The sequence below is a fragment of the Serratia sp. Nf2 genome, from assembly GCF_003028435.1.
Classification (GTDB): domain Bacteria; phylum Pseudomonadota; class Gammaproteobacteria; order Enterobacterales; family Enterobacteriaceae; genus Serratia; species Serratia marcescens_L.
The window spans coordinates 379,693-397,415 of the sequence record NZ_PYTW01000005.1; the positions used below are offsets into that span (position 1 = coordinate 379,693).

At 62.9% G+C, this 17,723-nt stretch carries 17 protein-coding genes; 8 read left to right on the top strand and 9 right to left on the bottom strand.

Features of this window, described 5'->3' with window-relative positions:
• Positions 1 to 164: 164 nt before the first annotated feature.
• Positions 165 to 1,355, top strand: a complete 1,191-nt coding sequence (locus tag C9411_RS14210; protein WP_107227315.1) for a YjgN family protein — start codon at positions 165 to 167, stop codon at positions 1,353 to 1,355.
• Positions 1,356 to 1,362: 7 nt separating this feature from the next.
• Complete coding sequence (locus C9411_RS14215) at positions 1,363 to 2,397, top strand: M48 family metallopeptidase (protein WP_107227295.1); 1,035 nt, start codon at positions 1,363 to 1,365, stop codon at positions 2,395 to 2,397.
• Positions 2,398 to 2,446: 49 nt separating this feature from the next.
• Here the strand turns inward: C9411_RS14215 and gpmA are convergent, their stop codons facing one another.
• From gpmA to modE, 9 genes are all read right to left on the bottom strand, one after another.
• Entirely contained in the window at positions 2,447 to 3,199 is a 753-nt protein-coding gene (gene gpmA / locus C9411_RS14220) for a 2,3-diphosphoglycerate-dependent phosphoglycerate mutase (protein WP_033647147.1), read from the bottom strand.
• A 215-nt stretch (positions 3,200 to 3,414) separates the two neighbouring features.
• Entirely contained in the window at positions 3,415 to 3,762 is a 348-nt protein-coding gene (locus tag C9411_RS14225; protein ID WP_107227296.1) for a PsiF family protein, read from the bottom strand.
• Positions 3,763 to 3,959: 197 nt separating this feature from the next.
• Positions 3,960 to 4,994: a galactose-1-epimerase gene (gene galM / locus C9411_RS14230; protein WP_107227297.1), complete on the bottom strand. Its 1,035-nt coding sequence runs from the start codon at positions 4,992 to 4,994 to the stop codon at positions 3,960 to 3,962.
• Positions 4,988 to 6,139 carry a galactokinase gene (gene galK / locus C9411_RS14235; protein WP_107227298.1) on the bottom strand — a complete coding sequence of 384 codons (1,152 nt, stop codon included), beginning with the start codon at positions 6,137 to 6,139 and terminating at the stop codon, positions 4,988 to 4,990. Before galK ends, galM begins: the two co-directional genes overlap by 7 nt.
• The gene (galT, locus tag C9411_RS14240) at positions 6,136 to 7,188 is read right to left on the bottom strand and encodes a galactose-1-phosphate uridylyltransferase (protein ID WP_107227299.1); all 1,053 of its coding nucleotides are present in this window, start codon (positions 7,186 to 7,188) and stop codon (positions 6,136 to 6,138) included. Before galT ends, galK begins: the two co-directional genes overlap by 4 nt.
• A gap of 285 nt (positions 7,189 to 7,473) precedes the next feature.
• On the bottom strand, positions 7,474 to 8,295 hold the full coding sequence (locus C9411_RS14245) for a CPBP family intramembrane glutamic endopeptidase (protein WP_063991126.1): 822 nt from the start codon (positions 8,293 to 8,295) through the stop codon (positions 7,474 to 7,476).
• A 167-nt stretch (positions 8,296 to 8,462) separates the two neighbouring features.
• A complete protein-coding gene (locus C9411_RS14250; RefSeq protein ID WP_063991127.1) occupies positions 8,463 to 9,035 on the bottom strand; it encodes a cysteine hydrolase family protein in 573 nt (190 codons plus the stop codon).
• 95 nt (positions 9,036 to 9,130) lie between these two features.
• Entirely contained in the window at positions 9,131 to 10,618 is a 1,488-nt protein-coding gene (gene modF / locus C9411_RS14255; protein ID WP_107227316.1) for a molybdate ABC transporter ATP-binding protein ModF, read from the bottom strand.
• A 90-nt stretch (positions 10,619 to 10,708) separates the two neighbouring features.
• Positions 10,709 to 11,500, bottom strand: coding sequence for a molybdenum-dependent transcriptional regulator (modE, locus tag C9411_RS14260; protein WP_107227300.1), 792 nt, complete (start codon positions 11,498 to 11,500; stop codon positions 10,709 to 10,711).
• 188 nt (positions 11,501 to 11,688) lie between these two features.
• Between modE and C9411_RS14265 the strand changes: the two genes are divergently transcribed.
• From C9411_RS14265 to C9411_RS14290, 6 genes are all read left to right on the top strand, one after another.
• Positions 11,689 to 13,851: a TonB-dependent siderophore receptor gene (locus C9411_RS14265; RefSeq protein WP_107227301.1), complete on the top strand. Its 2,163-nt coding sequence runs from the start codon at positions 11,689 to 11,691 to the stop codon at positions 13,849 to 13,851.
• 4 nt (positions 13,852 to 13,855) lie between these two features.
• Positions 13,856 to 14,851 carry an ABC transporter substrate-binding protein gene (locus C9411_RS14270; RefSeq protein WP_233221911.1) on the top strand — a complete coding sequence of 332 codons (996 nt, stop codon included), beginning with the start codon at positions 13,856 to 13,858 and terminating at the stop codon, positions 14,849 to 14,851.
• A gap of 1 nt (position 14,852) precedes the next feature.
• Entirely contained in the window at positions 14,853 to 15,608 is a 756-nt protein-coding gene (locus C9411_RS14275; protein WP_063991131.1) for a trans-aconitate 2-methyltransferase, read from the top strand.
• 1 nt (position 15,609) lies between these two features.
• A complete protein-coding gene (locus C9411_RS14280; RefSeq protein WP_063991132.1) occupies positions 15,610 to 16,635 on the top strand; it encodes an iron ABC transporter permease in 1,026 nt (341 codons plus the stop codon).
• Entirely contained in the window at positions 16,632 to 17,420 is a 789-nt protein-coding gene (locus C9411_RS14285) for an ABC transporter ATP-binding protein (protein ID WP_107227303.1), read from the top strand. The genes C9411_RS14280 and C9411_RS14285 overlap by 4 nt, the downstream gene beginning before the upstream one ends.
• A 146-nt stretch (positions 17,421 to 17,566) precedes the next feature.
• Complete coding sequence (locus C9411_RS14290) at positions 17,567 to 17,716, top strand: AcrZ family multidrug efflux pump-associated protein (protein ID WP_004939813.1); 150 nt, start codon at positions 17,567 to 17,569, stop codon at positions 17,714 to 17,716.
• The last annotated feature ends 7 nt before the right edge of the window (positions 17,717 to 17,723 follow it).

Consider the following 17,723-nt stretch of genomic DNA (forward strand, 5'->3'; position numbering starts at 1 on the left):
TGAAATCATTAAGCGGCCACCTTCGCATTATTCCTATTTAATAAAAGAATAATTGTCACTGCTCGCGGCATTGTGCTTATATAAGACGCTTTTTTATTCCGCAAACCCCGCATGACGAATAAGCGGGGAGTGGTATGACCTATTACTTTCAGGACGAAAGAATTATGACAAGCAATACCTCGCAGCCGCTGGGGCTGCACCGGATTAAATTCCATGGGAAAGGTGGCGAGTACTTCGCGATTTGGTTGGTCAACGCATTATTGACCATCGTGACCCTGGGCATCTATTCCGCTTGGGCGACGGTACGCCGCCGCCGCTATTTTTACGGCAACACGGAATTGGACGGCGATCGTTTCGACTACCATGCGCAACCACTGCAAATTCTGAAAGGGCGGCTGTTGGTGATCGGCGGCCTCATCGTATTTTATATCCTGTTGGCGGTAACGCCACTGCTGGGGCTGCTGGCTTTGCTGGTGTTGCTTGCCCTGCTGCCGTGGATCGTTATCCGCAGCTGGCGCTACAATGCGATTATGTCGAGCTATCGCGGCGTGCGTTTTAATTATGTTTGCCGCACCGGGCGCGCTTATTGGGCGTTACTGTTCTGCCCGCTATTACTGATTATCGGGCTTTATGTCGCCTTAATCATTTTGCTCAGCATTGGCAGCGGTTTTGACAGCATCAACGCCATCGGTCTGATGCTGGTGTTGACGCTGCTGTTGGCCGTGCCGGCATTCGCCGCCGTCAACGGTATTATTAGCGCGCTGCAGCACGATCTGTACGTTAATAATCTGTTCTTCGGCCGAACGCCGTTTATTGCCGAGCTGAAAAAGTCGGCCTTTATCAAATTTGCCTTGATCGGCCTGCTCATTTTCCTGCCGTTTATGTTGGCTGCGCTGGTATGTATGGGGTCGTTCATACTGTCCCTGTACCAAATGGTATTGATGGGCATGCTGACGGATGAAACCGCCGATTTGCTGGTGTTGGAAAATATTGGCAGCCTGCTGCTGATGATGGTGGTGCTGCTGATTGGCGCCTTGATCGCCAGCAGCTATCAGGTCGTCGCCCAACGCAACTATCTGTTTAACCAGGCGACGCTGAACGGCAACGTAAAATTGCGCTCTTCCATGCAAACGCTGCCGTATATGGGGCTGTTGATCACCAATACCCTGATCACCCTGTTCTCGCTCGGTTTCGCCGTGCCGGTGGCGGAAGTGCGCCACGCCCGTTATCTGGCGGAGTGCACGGCGGTCGAAGGCGATCTGGCGTTGCTGGACATCGCGGCGCATCAGGAAACCGCCAACAGCGCGGTGGCCGAAGAAGCGGTGCAGGCGCTGGATCTGGGCGGCAGTTTCTGAGGCGCCGATGATCCTCGAGGGCGCCTATCAGTTGCCGGGGCGGGCCGCACGTGAGGCGGCTCGCCTGTTGGTTAATGAAAGCGGCGAGGGCGTGACGCTGCAGCGGCAGGATGAGCAACGTTACATCCCCTTGGCGGACATCACCGTCTCTGCGGCGCTGGGCAATATCCCGCTGACGCTGACCTTCAAGGACGGCGCGCGCTTTGTGCCGGACGACGACGCGGCCTTTCGCCGCTGGTTCTATCAGCGCCGTTCGCCGGGTTGGGTGCACCGCCTGGAGCGCCATAAACGCGGCGTCGCCCTGGCGCTGTTGGTGACGCTGCTGGCCGCCGTGGCCTACGTTAACGTCGTGCTGCCGTGGGCGAGCAACGAAATCGCCATGCGCATCCCCACTTCGGTGGAACAGACGCTGGGTGAACACACGCAGACGTTTTTGAGCCAGAGCGGTTTTGAACCCTCCGCATTGCCGGCCGAGCGGCAGCAGGCGTTGCAGCAGCTGTTCCGGCAGGTGATGCCGGCCGAGATGCGCCTGGAGCGTACGCCGCTGTCGTTGAAGCTGATGGCGGTGCCCGGTGCGCCGAACGCCTTTATGTTGCCGGACGGCACGCTGGTGCTCAGCGATAGTCTGGTCGCCCTGTCGAAAAACGACGATGGGCTGGCGGCGGTGATGTTGCATGAGATGGGGCATCACGCTCATCGTCACCCGATGCGCATGTTGGTGCGTTCGTCACTGGTGGCGTTGACGCTGATGTGGATGACCGGTGACGTCAGCGGCATCGGCGACACGCTGCTGCAGTCTGCGTCCTTCGTGAATGAGATGCAGTTTTCACGCGGGATGGAGCGCGAGGCGGATGCGTTCGCGATAGCGGAAATGCAGCGCCAGGGGCGTTCGCTGGCGCAAATGGCGGCTATCTACCGCGCGTTGGCGCAGGCGCCTGAACGCGAGACGGCTGACGGCTGGGTGCTGCCGGCCTGGCTCAGCACCCATCCGGCGATGCAGGAACGGCTGGATGCGGTGAACGAGGCGATGGCGCAGCAGTAATAAAAAAGCCCCCGGTTTTCACCGGGGGCTTTTTCGTTAACGGGCGAAATTACTTCGCTTTACCCTGGTTTGCCACGGCGGCCGCTTTTGCAGCGATCTCGTCGGCGTTACCCAGGTAGTAACGTTTGATTGGCTTGAAGTTCTCGTCGAATTCATACACCAACGGCACGCCGGTTGGGATGTTCAGCTCGAGGATTTCGTCTTCGCTCAGGTTATCCAGGTATTTCACCAGCGCGCGCAGCGAGTTGCCGTGCGCTGCAACGATCACGCGCTCGCCGCTCTTGATGCGTGGCAGGATCTCTTCGTCCCAGTAAGGGATAACGCGATCGATGGTCAGCGCCAGGCTTTCGGTCAGCGGCAGCTCTTGCTCGGTCAGCGAGGCGTAGCGTGGATCGTGGCCAGGGTAACGTTCGTCTTCTTTGGTCAGCTCAGGTGGGGTCACCGCGAAGCCGCGACGCCATTGTTTCACCTGCTCGTCGCCGTATTTTTCGGCGGTTTCCGCTTTGTTCAGACCCTGCAGTGCGCCGTAGTGACGTTCGTTCAGCTTCCAGGATTTTTCGGTCGGCAACCAGGCCTGATCCAGCTCGTCGAGGATGTTCCACAGGGTGTGGATCGCGCGCTTCAGTACGGAGGTGTAAGCGAAGTCGAAAGTGAAACCTTCCTCTTTCAACAGCTTGCCTGCTGCTTTCGCTTCGGTGCGGCCCTTGTCGGACAGATCAACATCATACCAACCGGTGAAGCGGTTTTCTTGGTTCCACTGGCTTTCGCCGTGACGCACCAGAACCAGCTTAGTTACAGCCATAGCTTAACTCCTTAATAATCTGACATTTCAATGATAACGAAAATCATTATATTGCCGCGGGCCGGGGCTCGGCAATCGATAGTGTCTAACCATAGCCAATTTCTTGCCGCAAAGTAAGGGCTGGCGAAAGGAAAAAGCTGAATCGTTCAGGCTGGCGCTGCGAGGGGGAAATGGCGCGCCGAAATCGCTCCGGGCGCGCCGTGGCGCGGGGAAAATCAGGCCGATTTTTTCAGGCAGTTGCTCATGAAGGTTTTACGCGCGTCGCCCTTCAGATCCTTGGTCTTGGCGTCGGCGTTGCAGCTTTTCATTTTCTGCTGCTGCGGCGTCAGGGTTTTGCCCGTCGCGGCGGAGCCTTCGGATTTCAGACAGGTGCTCATGAAGGTGGAGCGATCGGCGCCTTTCAGCGATTTGGTGGATGCCTGTTGGTTGCAATCGGTCATGCGTTTCTGTTGGGCCGCCTGCGCCGGAGAAGGCGTTTTCGTCGCCGTCGTCGTGTCGGCCGCCATCAGATTGGTGCTCAGCATTAAGCCCGCCAGCAATGGAAGTGCAGTAATCAGACGCATAGGTGTTCCTTCAGCTATTGATTGGCCGCCATCGGCCGAAAATGGTGACGTTGCACAAGGCGTTGTGCTTATCACGGTAGCCTGAGTGTAGTGTGCGCTTTGGAATAAGGGAAGGTGGGCGCCGGTGGGGGGATAGCGCTAAAAGGTAAGCATTTATAACAAATTGCCCCCGGCCGCACGGCGAGGGGCGTAGCGGGTCAGATAGGATAAAACTGATAATGCGTGGCGCTGCGGTAGCGGCTCCCCGGCTGCAGCCAGCAGTCCGGCTGCGGCCACTCGGGATGGTGCGGGCTGTCCGGCAAAAACTCGCTCTCCAGCGCCACGCCGGCATGGTCGGCGTAGCTGCCGCCATCGCGCGCCGGCGTGCCGGCCAGGTAATTGCCGCTGTAGAGTTGCAGCGCAGGCGCGTCGGTGAACACGCTCATTTGCACTTGCCCGTCGGCGGACCACAAATGGGCCGCCGGGCTCTCCAGCGCCCCACAGGTACGATGCAGCAGGAATGCGTGATCGTAGCCTTTCACCCGTTGCTGGTCCCTGTCGCGCAGGAAATCCTGCAGCAGCGTTTTCGGCTGACGAAAATCCATGCCGCTGCCGTCCACCGGCGTCAGATCGGCGCAGGGAATGCCCTCGGCGTCGACGGGCAGATAGCGATCGGCGAACAACTGCAGCCGCTGGGCGCGTGCGTCGGTGCCGGCGCCGTCCAGGTTGAAATAGGCGTGGTTGGTCAGGTTGACCGGGCAGGGGCGATCGACCTGCGCCAGGTAGCTGATTTCCAGACGATTGTCGTGAGTCAGGCGGTAACAAACCTGCACGTCGAGATTGCCGGGGAAACCCTGATCGCCCTCCGCCGAGTGCAGCGCATAGCAGACCTGTTGCGCATCGTGCTGGACCCGGCGCCAGCGGCGGGCATGAAAACCGTCGGGGCCGCCGTGCAACTGGTGGGCGCCCTGATTGGCAGCCAGCGCATGGGGTTTTCCGTCGATGGGCAGGCTGGCGTTGGCGATGCGGTTGGCGTAGCGGCCGACGGTGGCGCCCAGATAGGCGCCCTGACGCGGGTAGTCCGCCGGGCTGCGGCAGCCGAGCAGCAGCTCGCGTTTTTCACCGGATGTGAGCGGCAAGACGGCGGACAGCCAGGTGGCGCCCCAGTCCATCAGCGTCACCGTCATGCCACCGGCGTTTTGCAACTGGGTCAGCTGATAAGGCTGCCCATCGGGGGCGACTGCCGTCAGCATAGGCCGGCGCCTTGAGAAGCCTGGCAGACATAGAACGTTTCCTGCAATCCGCCGGTTTGCTGCGGATACTCGTACGCCACGGCGGCACGCACCGTCTCCACGAGATCCTGCGGCATCAGCGCGACGATGCAGCCGCCAAAGCCGCCGCCGGTCATGCGCACGCCGCCGCGTGGGCCGATCGCCGCTTTGACGATCTCGACCAGCTTATCGATCGGCGGCACGGTGATTTCAAAGTCGTCGCGCATAGAGGCGTGCGACTCCGCCATCAGCCGGCCCATGCGCTGCAGATCGCCGGCCGCCAGCGCGTCGGCCGCTGCCAGCGTGCGGGCGTTCTCGCTGATCACATGGCGCGCGCGTTTGGCCACTAACGGATCGAGCTGGTGTTGGCGCGCCTCAAACTGTTCGGGGCTGACGTCGCGCAGCGCCTTGACGCCGAAGAACTGAGCCGCTGCTTCGCACTGTTTGCGGCGGGTGTTGTATTCGCTGTCCACCAGCCCGCGTTGCACATTGGAGTTGACGATCACCACCGCGACGTTGTCCGGCATTGGTACCGCACGGGTTTCCAGCGAGCGGCAGTCGATCAGCAGAGCGCTGTCGCGCCGGCCGAGCGCGGAGATCAGCTGATCCATGATGCCGCAGTTGCAGCCGACGAATTGGTTCTCCGCCTCCTGGCCGTTCAGCGCCAGCGCGACGCCGTCCAGCGGCAGCTGATAGAGCGCCTGCAGCGCCTGGCCCACCGCCACTTCCAGCGCGGCGGAGGAGCTGAGCCCCGCCCCTTGCGGCACATTACCGGCGATCACCAGATCCGCGCCGCCAAAGTCGGCGCTGCGGCGCTGAAGGTGTTTCACCACGCCGCGCACATAGTCGGACCAGCGCTGATCGGGGTGGCTGACGATCGGATCGTCGAGCGAGAATTGATCCTGCTGATTCTGATAATCGGCGGCCAGCACGCGGATCTGGCGGTCGTCGCGTTTGGCGCAGGCGATGACGGTTTGGTAATCGATGGCGCAGGGCAGCACGAAGCCGTCGTTGTAATCGGTATGTTCGCCGATCAGGTTCACCCGCCCCGGCGCCTGGAGGGTCAACGCCGGCGCGTAGCCGAAGTGTTCGGTAAACAGGGAATGGGTAAGCGGTTTCAGGCTCATGCTTGGGCTCCGGCTTCACGGTAATGAATATCGCTGACGGCACGCAGACGCGCTGCGGCCTGTTCGGCGGTCAGATCGCGCTGGGTTTCCGCCAGCATCTCGTAACCGACCATAAATTTGCGCACGCTGGCTGAACGCAGCAGCGGCGGGTAGAAATGGGCGTGCAGCTGCCAGTGTCGGTTGTCGGCGCCGTTGAACGGCGCGCCGTGCCATCCCATCGAATAGGGGAAGGAGCACTGGAACAGGTTGTCGTAGCGGCTGGTCAGCTTCTTCAGCGCCAGCGCCAGATCTTGGCTTTGCGCCGCGCTGAGATCGGTAATGCGCTGCACCGCGGCTTTCGGCAGCAGCAGCGTTTCAAACGGCCAGGCGGCCCAGTAGGGCACCACCGCCAGCCAGTGTTCGGTGTTCACCACGATGCGTTCGCCGGCGGCCAGCTCGCGCTGCGCGTAGTCCAACAGCAGCGGGGAGGCATGCTCCTGAAAATACTCGTGCTGCAGGCGATCTTCGCGCTCGGCCTCGTTCGGCAGAAAACTGTTGGCCCAGACTTGCCCGTGCGGGTGCGGATTGGAGCAACCCATCGCCGCGCCTTTATTTTCGAACAGCTGTACCCAGGGGTACTGCCTGCCCAGCTCATCGGTTTGCGCCTGCCAGGCGGCGACCACCTGCTCCAGCGCCGGCAGCGGCAATTCGGGCAGGGTCTTGCTGTGATCGGGAGAGAAGCAGATCACCCGGCTGACGCCACGCGCGCTCTGGCTGCGCATCAAAGGATCCTGGCTGTCGGGCGCCGGCGGCGTATCACTCATCAGCGCGGCGAAATCGTTGGTGAAGACGTAGGTGCCGCGATAATCCGGATTGCGATCGCCGGTGACGCGCGCATTGCCCGGGCACAGGAAACAGTCGGGATCGTGCGCCGGCAGCGTTTCCGTCGGGACGGCCTCTTGTTGGCCCTGCCAGGGGCGCTTGGCGCGGTGCGGTGAAACCAGCACCCACTGGCCGCTCAGCGGGTTGTAGCGGCGGTGCGGATGGTCGATAGGGTTAAATTCCGTCATACGGTTCCTTTCTTGGCGTCGACGAGGGTGTAATCGTTTCCAGTTACCGTCTTAATACGCCCGTTGCTGAACAGGGGGAGGTCATTGCGCAAAAAGATAGCACGCTCGCGACGGTAAAAAGGTGATCTAACGCGAAAAATGGAATCGTTTACACTTCATTGAAATGCGCAGGATGGGCGAAGGAAAGCCGGAGGCAACGTAATTGAGGGCATTGCGATGAGATAACGGTGATAGCGTTTTCACCCAGCTAGCCGGCAAAGAGGGGCTCTCTGCCGGCTTCAGCCGTTAAGGATGCTGATACAGCGGGTAGGTGAAGAACAGCAGATGGGTCAGATTAAGCCCGAAATGGAACAGAATCGGCACCCACAGGCGGCCGCTCCACATCCACGCCAGGCCGTAGATCACCCCGGCCAGCGTCGCGAAGATCACCATCAGCATGCCGCCGGCCAAATGCGCGGCGCCGAACACCAAAGAGGCGACGATCAGCGCCGGCCAGGCGCCCAGCCATTGGCTGAGGCGCTGTTGCAGGTAACCGCGAAACAGCGCTTCTTCGGCCATACAGACGAAGAACAGGTTTGCCATCACGAAAGGCAGCATCCAGGCGGGCGCATGCAGCTCGATTTTTAAGCCACCCAGCGCTACGGCCAGCAGCAACAATGCCGGTACGCTGATGATCAATGCAATCCAGGAACCCGAGGCGATGCTTTTTTCCGCTTTATCGGTTCTGAACAGCGTGGGCAAGCAGGCGAACAGCAGGAAGGGCACCATCGCCTTGTCGAAGTTGTAATACATGGTGAACGGCGCGCTGAGCGGGCCGGCTTTTTCGCCGTCGATCATCAGCTGGTTGTGGATGCCCGGCACCAGATGCAAGAACAGCGCGACGCAGCCGGCGACCACCAACCCTTCGAATGCGATCGCCAGATTACGCTGCTCGCGAAAATGGTGACGCAGCCCCGCCAACGCTACGATCACCAGCAGATAACTCAGGCTGAGTGGCGTCAGTACCCCATGATAAAGCCCCATGCCCGCCGAGGCGGCCAGGATCACCCAGGCGATCAGCCGGTTAAACGGCAAGAAAAATAACGAAGCAGCCAGTACGCCCCACATAATATGTCCCTTTAAAATATGTACACGGCGCTCAGCGCCTTTGCGGCGTGCGATGATGGCGAGATTGAGCGCTAAAGCGGATAGTAGCACACCAAGATGACGCTAAAGGTCGGGGCAGTGACGCATTCGTGCATGATGCCGGCCCACATGACCGGCGGCGATGGGAGTTAGCCTTTCATCCAGGCCTGCGAACGGGTGATTTCGGCCAGATTTTGCAGGGTATCCAGGCTCTGCTGGTGGATCTCTTGCGTGGGGGCTGCGCACAGATCGTGCAGTACGGTCACCTGAAAGCCGGCGTCGTGCGCCTGACGCGCGGTGCTCTCAATGGCGAGCGGCGTGCTGATGCCCGCCAGCAGCAAATGGTGGCACCGATGTTGCCGCAGCCAGGCTAACAAATTGTTACCGGAGAAGGCGCTGACCGCCGTTTTTTCAAACTGCAGATCGGTCTCTTCCTGATGCAGTTCGGGCACCCAGCGGCAGCCCGGGCTGTTTAAACGCAGCGCGCCTATCTGCTTGAGATGGTTGAACAGCGGCGAGTGGGGCGGGATGTCATGATAATCGTCGGCGAAACCCACCCGCACCCAAATCACCGGAATTTTTCGCACCCGGGCATAGGCCGTGGCGGCATTGACGTTGGCGAGCAGGTGGGTCGCCACCCCCTGTTCGCGGCAGTGATTGGCGCGCCCTTTGGACCCGATCAGATCCTCGATCAGGTCGATAATAATCAACGCAGCGGACATGGCGTCTCCAGGAAATGGCCTTCTTTCTTTCTATGATAAAAGGCCAAATGTGATGTGCTGCGGTGAAGTGTTGCCGGATATGTTTACGCCGCGTTTCAGGCGGAGGCCGCCTCCAGCCGTTGCTGTTGGTAGCCGTAGCCGCCTTCGTCGTCGGGCACGAAGCTGAGGCGGTGTGTGATGCACTGCGGCGCGTCTTCGGCATGGTGCGAGACGAACAGCAGTTGGGTGGCGCCCTGGCCGATCAGCACGTCGATGAAGCGGCGCACCAGCTGGCGATTGAGCGGATCCAACCCTTGCAGCGGCTCGTCGAGGATCAGCAGCGCCGGGTGTTTCACCAGCGCGCGGGCGATCAGTGCCAGCCGCTGTTGGCCCCAGGAAAGGCTATGGAACGGGGCATCCCCGCGCGCGCCGTCGAGCCCGAGCAGCGCCAGCCACTGCTCGGTCAGCTGCCGCTGACGATCCGAGACCGCCTGATAAATGCCGATCGAGTCGAAGAACCCCGACAGCACCACGTTGCGCACGCTGGTGTTGACGCGATAATCCAGATGCAGGCTGCTGCTGACGTAGCCGATATGGCGTTTGATTTCCCAAATGGTTTCCCCGCTGCCGCGGCGGCGGCCGAACAGCGTCAGATCGTTGCTGTAGCCCTGCGGATGGTCGCCGGTGATCAAGCTGAGCAGCGTGGATTTGCCGGCGCCGTTCGGGCCGACGATCTGCCAATGTTCACCGGGGTTAACCTGCCAGTCGAGATGATTGAGGATCGGCCGATCGTTATAGCTGACCACGCCGTCGCGCAGGACGATCAGCGGCCGGTCCGCCGGCAGGGCCACTTTTTGCGTCGGATCCTCGGTTTCCGGCAGCGCCAGCCCGCTGAGGTTTTCGCTGTGCGCCAGCTGTGCCACCAGCGCGTCCGCCATCACTTGGCGGCGCGGCCCGCGGCTGGTCAGGGTGCAGTCCGCCAGCACGCCCACCTGTCGGACAAAATCCGGGATTTCGTCGAACCGGTTGAGCACCAGCACCACGGTTTGGCCCTGGGCGGAAAGCTCGCTCAGCAACGCGGCGAGCTGCGCGCGCGAGTGCACGTCCAGCCCGTCGAAGGGCTCGTCGAGGATCAGCAGGTCAGGCTCGGGCATCAGCGCCCGGCACAGCAAGGTCTTGCGCGTTTCGCCGGTGGAGAGGTATTTGAAGCGGCGCGTCAGCAGGGCGGTGATGCCGAACTGCGCGGCCAGCCGCTCACAGCGTGCGGCGTCTTTCACCTCTTCCTGAATGATTTCCGCCGCGGTGCGGCCGGTGTCGTCCTCGTCCGCGCTGAGCAGATCGGTGTTGTTGCGTTGCCACTCGTCGCTGACCATTTTTTGCAGCTGTTCGAAAGAGATGCGCACCGCGTGCCGAAAATCGCTGCGGCGCTCACCGCTCAGCAGAACCAGTTCGTCCGCCAGCGCGCGCGCCAGGGCGGATTTGCCGCTGCCGTTGGCGCCGACGAAGGCCCAGCTGTCGCCGGCCTGGATTTCCAGCGCGTCCAGCGTCAGGGTGCGGGTATCGCTTAAGCGGAATGAACCTTGCGAAATATGCAACGACGACATCACCTGTTCCTTTTTTTGCAATTATTTGCCTTAGAAATAGGCGCATTGCAGGGGGATGTCAATCAACAAAAACGCAACGTCATGTTGCGCTTAACACAACGTGGCGACAATCACGCGATCGGCGTTGAACAGGGCGTGTACGGCGTTGCCAACGCTCAGCTGCAGACGCTGCAACTCCGCCGTCGTCAGGGTGGCGCACAGGGTTTCTCCGCCCGCCAGCGTTACCAGCACCTCGCTGTGTTCGGCGCCTGGCTGAATGCCGGCCACCACGCCCGCCAGCACGTTATCCGCACCGGCATGATCCGCCGTCTCGACGCTTAACCGCACCCAGGGCGCCTTGATCAGCGCCAGCACCTCTTTGCCCGGCGTCAGCTGCAGCCGGTCGGCACTTTGCTGGGTAATGGCCGCCGTCAGGCGAGTGGTGCCGTCGTTCAACAAAATCGCCAGATGCTGCTGCACCTGCTGATGATCGCGTTCGATGACGGTGCCGAAGAACTGATTGCGCGCGCTGGTTTGCAGCGAGAAGCGCGAGATGGCCGCCAGCAGGCTGTCGAGCGGCAGATCGTCCTGCTGCAATACGTCGAACGCTTTTTGCTGCACCTGGCCCAGCAGGTCATACAGCTGGATCAACCGCTGGCCATAGTGCGTCAGCTGCGCGCCGCCGCCGCCTTTACCGCCGGTGGCGCGTTCTACCACCGTGTGTTCCGCCAGTTGGTTCATTTCATTGATGGCGTCCCAGGCGCTTTTGTAGCTGATACCCGCCAGTTTGGCGCCCTGGCTGATGGAGCCGGTGTGCTGCACCTGTTTCAGCAACGCGATGCGGCGCGGATCGGCGAACAGCTTTTGCTGGAGTTTGAGAGTCAGAAGAATTTCGGCCTGCATAGCGCATCCTGTCGGCGGCAAAAATCTTATTGTCGCCGATTTGGCGGCAAAGCGCCAAACGCAGTGCACTGGAGCGCGGGGCAATAAAGACTGGTATTGCTTTATTGTTATAATATAACATAACTAAAAAACGATAAGGCTTTACGCCGGCTGCGGCCGGTTTTTATTTCACCACAGGGATGCTTCACATGAGTACGACACGCCGGCGTCTTGTCACGCCCAGAAAATCTTTATGCCTTGCCGCCGCCTGGGTCGGCGGCGCACTGACGGCGCCGCTGGCTTTCGCCGCCGACTGCGATAAAGCCCGCAATGCCACGGGGTGCGAAGAACAGCTCACCGTGGAGGCGGCGGCCCCCGCCGGGCGCTACGATGCGTTGAGCGCCGTGAGCCGCAGCGCTTCGCAGCTCGGGCTGACCACTCGGGAGACGCCGCGCAGCGTCGATATCATCAGCGCAAGGGCGATCCAACAGCGGGGCGATCGCTCGCTGGCCGCCGCCGTCGAGCACGCCACCGGCTTGTCCGGTGTCGCTTCGCCAACGTTGTCCAACAACTTTTCCGCGCGCGGTTTTCGGCCGATCGCCTGGCTGTATAACGGCGTAGAGATGCCCGGCAGCACGCTGCAGCTGGGCGATCCGGCGCATTACGACAGCATCGAGATACTGCGCGGGCCGGGATCGGCCTTGAACGGCCTGAGCGCCGCAGGCGGCAGCGTCAACCTGATCTCGCGGCGGCCGACCTTCAGCCGCCAGCCGCTCGAGCTCGATTATGGCTTCGGCAGCTACCGCAGCCAGCGTCTGCATCTGGGGGCCGGCGGCGCGCTGGTGGATGATGCGGTGGCGTACCGGTTGGATGTCAGCGGCAACGACAGCGGCAGCAACGTGCAGTATGAACGCGATCGGCAGAAGCGGGTTTCCGGCTCGTTGCTGTTTAAGCTGACGGACGATGCGCTGTTGACGCTGAGCCTGGACCGCATGCTCAATCGCACCAACAACCCTTACTACGGCACGCCGCTGCTGGACGGGCGCATTGCCGGCGAACTACGCGACATCAATTACAACAACCTGACCGACAGCCGCATCCAGAGCAACGCCACCGCATTTCAGGCCAGCCTGGACTGGTTTATGACGCCCGAAGTGGAATGGCATAACCAATTCTATTACTACAGCGGCTTTCGCGAATGGCGCAACGTCGAGCGCTTCCGCGTCGCGGCGGCGGCCCGGCCCGGCGACGTCAACCGCGACTCCTTCGGCGCCCTGGCGCACGACGACGATCTGATCGGCAACCGCAGTTCGCTGGTATTCGACCGCGCCATCGCCGGTTTTGATAACCGGTTGCTGGTCGGCCTCGATCTGAGCAAGCGGCATTTTCAGTATTATTCCAACGGCTTCCCCGGCTCGGAAGACGTTCCGCTTGGCGCGCCGCCCCGAGAGCCGTTCGCCCAGGGTACCGACCGGCAACGCGCGCCGGTGCGCCACGTCACCCAGAACCAGTACGCCGCCTTTCTCGAGGATCGCTTCAGCCTGACCGAGCGTTTAGCGCTGCTGGGCCAGTTGCGCTACAACCATATGAACATGGACTGGCGCTTCCAGGGGCCGCAGGAAGAGAGCCGCGCGCACACCTACGTTTTCAGTACCTGGAGCCTGGGCCCCAGCTATGCATTGACTGATAACCTCACGCTCTACGCCAACTACACCACCGGCCAGGAGCCGGGCAACGATCTGTTCTTCCTCAGCCCAACGCAGACCGATCTGCCGCTGACGCGAGCGCGTCAGTGGGAGGCCGGCGCCAAAGGGCAGTTTTGGGGTAACAAGGGCGAGGCGACGCTGGCGCTGTACGAACTGCGCAAGGACAACCTGTTTGTGCCCGACGCGCAGCGGCCGGATGCATTGAACGCGGTAGGCCGGCAGACGTCGCGCGGCATTGAGCTTGGCGTGGTGCTGCGTCCCGACGAGCGCTGGGAGCTGGCCGGCAACGCCGCCTACACGCACGCCCGCTACGACGACTATCGCGGCGGCAGCCCGCTGCGCAGCTATAACGGCAATCGCCCGGCCTATATCCCGGACTGGACCGCCAACCTCAGCGTGCATTATCAGGCGACGGAGCGCCTGGGGCTGGCTTCTTCGCTGCGCTACGTCGGCAGCAGCTACAACGACGACGCCAACCGGCGCAAGATGCGCGCGTACACCACGCTCGATCTGGCGGCAGACTATCAGCTGACGCCGATCGTCGATGTCGGTTTTCGCATTCGCAACGCCACCAACCAGCTGTATGCCTATCAGCGCACCTACCCGGATCAGGCGCTGATCGCGCCGCCGCGCAGCTATGAAACCTTCGTGTCGGTCAGGTTTTGACGGCGTGAAACGCTGGCTTGCCCTGCTGTTGTGCGCCCTGGGATTGGGCGGGGGCGCGCCGCTGCGTGCCGATGCCGTCAGCCTGCAAAATTGCGGGGTAACGCGCGATTACCCGCAGCCGCCGCAGCGGGTGCTGGTTTACGCCAACCCGGCGCTGGAAAATCTGCTGGCGCTGGGGCTGGCCGCCCGCGCGATCGGCGTGGTCGGGTATGACCGCGCGCGCGATCCCGCACCGACGGCGCCGGCCGATGCGCTGCGGGCGCCCACCAGCCCGGCGCCGCCCACGGCGGAAGCGTTGCTGCTGATGCGGCCGGATTTTGTCTATTCGGCCAGCTATTACTGGCTGCACAGCCCGGAAACGCCCGACCGGGCGCGGCTGGCGGAATGGGGCATCGGCACTTATCTCTCTCCCGGCGCCTGCAGCGGTCAGCAAAGCGCGATCGTCGCCGCGCTGACGTTCGAAGACATTTTCACCGAGCTACGGGAGCTGGCGCTTATTTTCAACGTCAGCCGCGCCGGTGAAGCGCTGATCGAACGGCTGCGCGGGCAGCTGAGGGCGCTTGAGGCGCAGCGCGCGCCGCTGCCGCATTGGCGTCTGCTGTGGTGGTATGCCGGCGCGCAGACGCCTTATGTGGCGGGCTGCTGCGGCGCGCCAGGCTTGCTGAGCCGCAGCGTCGGCAGCGAGAACCTGTTCGGCGATCGGCCCGAGCTGTGGCCGACGGTGTCCTGGGAAATCATCGCCGCCCGCGATCCGGATGCGATCGTGCTTGGCGATCTGCCGCGCGGCGGCCTCGGCGACAGCGCGGCCGACAAGATCGCCTTTCTGGAACATCACCCGCTGACCGCGACGCTGCGCGCCGTGCGCCAGCGGCGCTACGTGATCCTCCCCGGTTACGACATGGACCCTTCCGCCCGCACCGTGGCGGCGCTGGGCCGTTTGATTCGGGGCCTGGCGGCCTTGCCGCCGCAGGCTCCGACTTTTTCCAACAAGGAACCTTGATATGACTGCCGTTTCATTCTCTTCGCTGCTGGACTCCTGGGATCGCCAGCAGGCGGCCTACATCGCCGAACGGGAAGCGCGTTTTAACGCCCAGCTGGACGTGCTGGCGCTGGCTGCCGGCCAGGATTTTCACGTGGTGGATCTGGCCTGCGGCCCGGGCTCGCTGAGCCTGCGCATTTTGCAGCGCTTTCCGCAGGCCAGAGTGACCGCCATCGATCTTGATCCGCTGCTGCTGGCGGTGGCGCGCGGCGCGCTGGCGGAATACGGCGATCGGATCCGCATTCTGCAGGCCGATCTGGCGGATCCGGCCTGTTTTTCCGCGCTGTCCGGCCCCGCGCCGCAGGCGGCGGTGTCCAGCACGGCGCTGCACTGGCTGATGCCAGAGCAGCAGCTGGCGCTGTACCGCAACGTCGCCGGGCTGCTGGCCGACGGCGGCGTATTCCTCAACGCCGATCATCAGCGCTATGACCCGCGTCAGCCGCGGCTGAAAGCGTTGGCGGAGCGGCATGATGAGCAGACCCAACAGCGCGCCTGGGACAACGGCGTCGAGGATTGGGATCGTTGGTTCGCGGGCGCGCTGCAATCACCGGCGCTGGCCGCTTATCAGGCCGAGCGTGAAGCGCTGTTCGCCGGCCGCCCGGTGCCACCGCCGACGCCGGTGGATTTCCAGCTCGCGGCCCTCAGGCAGGCCGGTTTCAGCGAGGCAGGGACGGTGTGGCAGCTGTTGGACGACTATGTGATCGCAGGCTGGAAATAGCATGATCCGGCGGTTACTGCCCGGCCGTGAGGCCGGCTGGCTGCTGTTGTTGGCGGCGGCGCTGCCGCTGGCCCTGCTGGGCGCCACCTTGTCGGGGCCTGCGCCGATCGCGTGGCACGACGCCTGGCGCATCGTATTCGGCGTCAGCGGCAGCGCGGCGACCGATGCCGAGGTGTATCAGCGCATCATCTGGTCGCTGCGGATGCCGCGCGCGCTCTTGGCGGCGCTGGCCGGCGCCGGGCTGGCGTTGGCGGGCACCGTGCTGCAGTCGCTGACCCGCAACCCGCTGGCCGATCCCTGGGTGCTGGGGATCTCCTCCGGCGCCGGCGTGGGGGCGGTAACGGTGTTGATATTGGGACTGGGGGGCGGCCTGTTGTCGGTGTCCGGTGGCGCGTTTATCGGCGCGCTGGGGGCGTTTGCGTTGGTGATGCTGCTGGCCGGGCGTTCCCTGCAGGGGGAGTCCACGCTGTTTATTCTGGCCGGGGTAGCGGTGACGCAGCTGCTCTCCGCACTGACTTCGCTGATCACCCTCTGGCAGGCGGATGCCAACGCCACGCGCGGCGTGATGTTCTGGCTGCTGGGATCGTTCAGCGACGCGCGCTGGCCGCAGGTCGGGTTGTGCGGGCTGGCGCTGGCGGCGGCGCTGCTGCTTTGTTGGCTGCGAGCGGGTGAGCTGGACGCGCTGGCGTTCGGCGGCGTGACCGCCGCTTCGCTGGGGGTGGCGGTGGCTCCGCTGAAGCTGCTGCTGTATGTGGTGACCACCGCGCTGACGGCGGCGATCGTCGCGTTCAGCGGTGCGGTGGGATTTATCGGGCTGACGGTGCCGCACGTCGCCCGGCGGCTGGTCGGCTCGCGGCATCGGCGGCTGTTGCCGGCCAGCGCGCTGTGCGGTGCGCTGTTCGCCGTGGCGGCGGACACGCTGGCCAGAACGCTGTTTGCCCCGCGCGAGCTGCCGGTCGGCGTGCTGACCGCGCTGCTGGGGGTGCCGGTATTCCTGCTGTTGCTGTATCGGAAGGTCAATGCATGACGATTGAAAAAGCGCGATCCGGCCTGTGCGCCGAGGGGGTGAGCTGGCGGGCGGGCGAACGCACGGTGCTGGAAAATCTCAGTTTCTGCGCCTTGCACGGTGAGGTCACCGGCGTGCTCGGCGTCAACGGCAGCGGTAAATCCACGTTGCTCAAGCTGTTGGCCGGGTTGCAGCCCGTCGCCGGGGGCCGCGTTTGGCTGGAAGGGCGCGAGATCGCCGCGTTTTCCGGGCGGGAGCGCGCCAGGCGCATCGCTTTTCTCGAGCAATCCGCCCCCGGCGCCTTCGCGCTGCCGGTGAAGGAGGCGGTGCTGCTGGGGCGCCTGGCCCATATCGGCCGCTGGCGCGGTTTTGGTACCGAGGATCGCCGCTTCGCCGGGCAGGCGATGGAGCAAGTGGGCATTAGCCACCTGGCCGATCGCGATTGGCAGCGGCTGTCCGGCGGTGAACGGCAGCGGGTGCACCTGGCGCGCGCGCTGGCGCAGCAAACGCCGTGGCTGCTGCTGGACGAACCCGCCAACCATCTGGATATCGCCCATCAGCAGCAGTTTATGGCCTTGCTGCGGCGGCTGAAACTTAGCGTGGTGGTGACGTTGCACGATCTGAATCTGGCCGCCTGTTATTGCGATCGGGTGGCGCTGCTGCAGCGAGGCAGGGTCTGCGCGGCGGGTGCGCCGCAGCAGGCGCTGACGCCGGAACACATTCGCGCGGTGTACGGGGTGGAGGCCCGGCTGGCGGCGCCCGCCGGCTACGCGCCACCGTTGATCTACTATCCCGCGGCGGGATGAGATCGGTCAAAAGGGCACGTTTGGCCGATCACAATTTCGCCCCGCTGGCTAAAATAACTCCGGTTTTAGCGATTTTTTTGGGTTAGAATAACCCGATATGCGGTGAAAGGCATTTGCCGCTCAATGGGCAGTTAAGCGAGGCTATCATGTTGGAATTATTGAAAAGTCTGTTGTTTGCCGTAGTCATGGTGCCGGTGGTCATGGCGCTGATCCTCGGCCTGATCTACGGTTTTGGCGAAGTGTTCAACGTCTTCTCCAAAGTGGGCCGTTCGAAAGAAAACCGCACCCAGCACTGACCGTTCC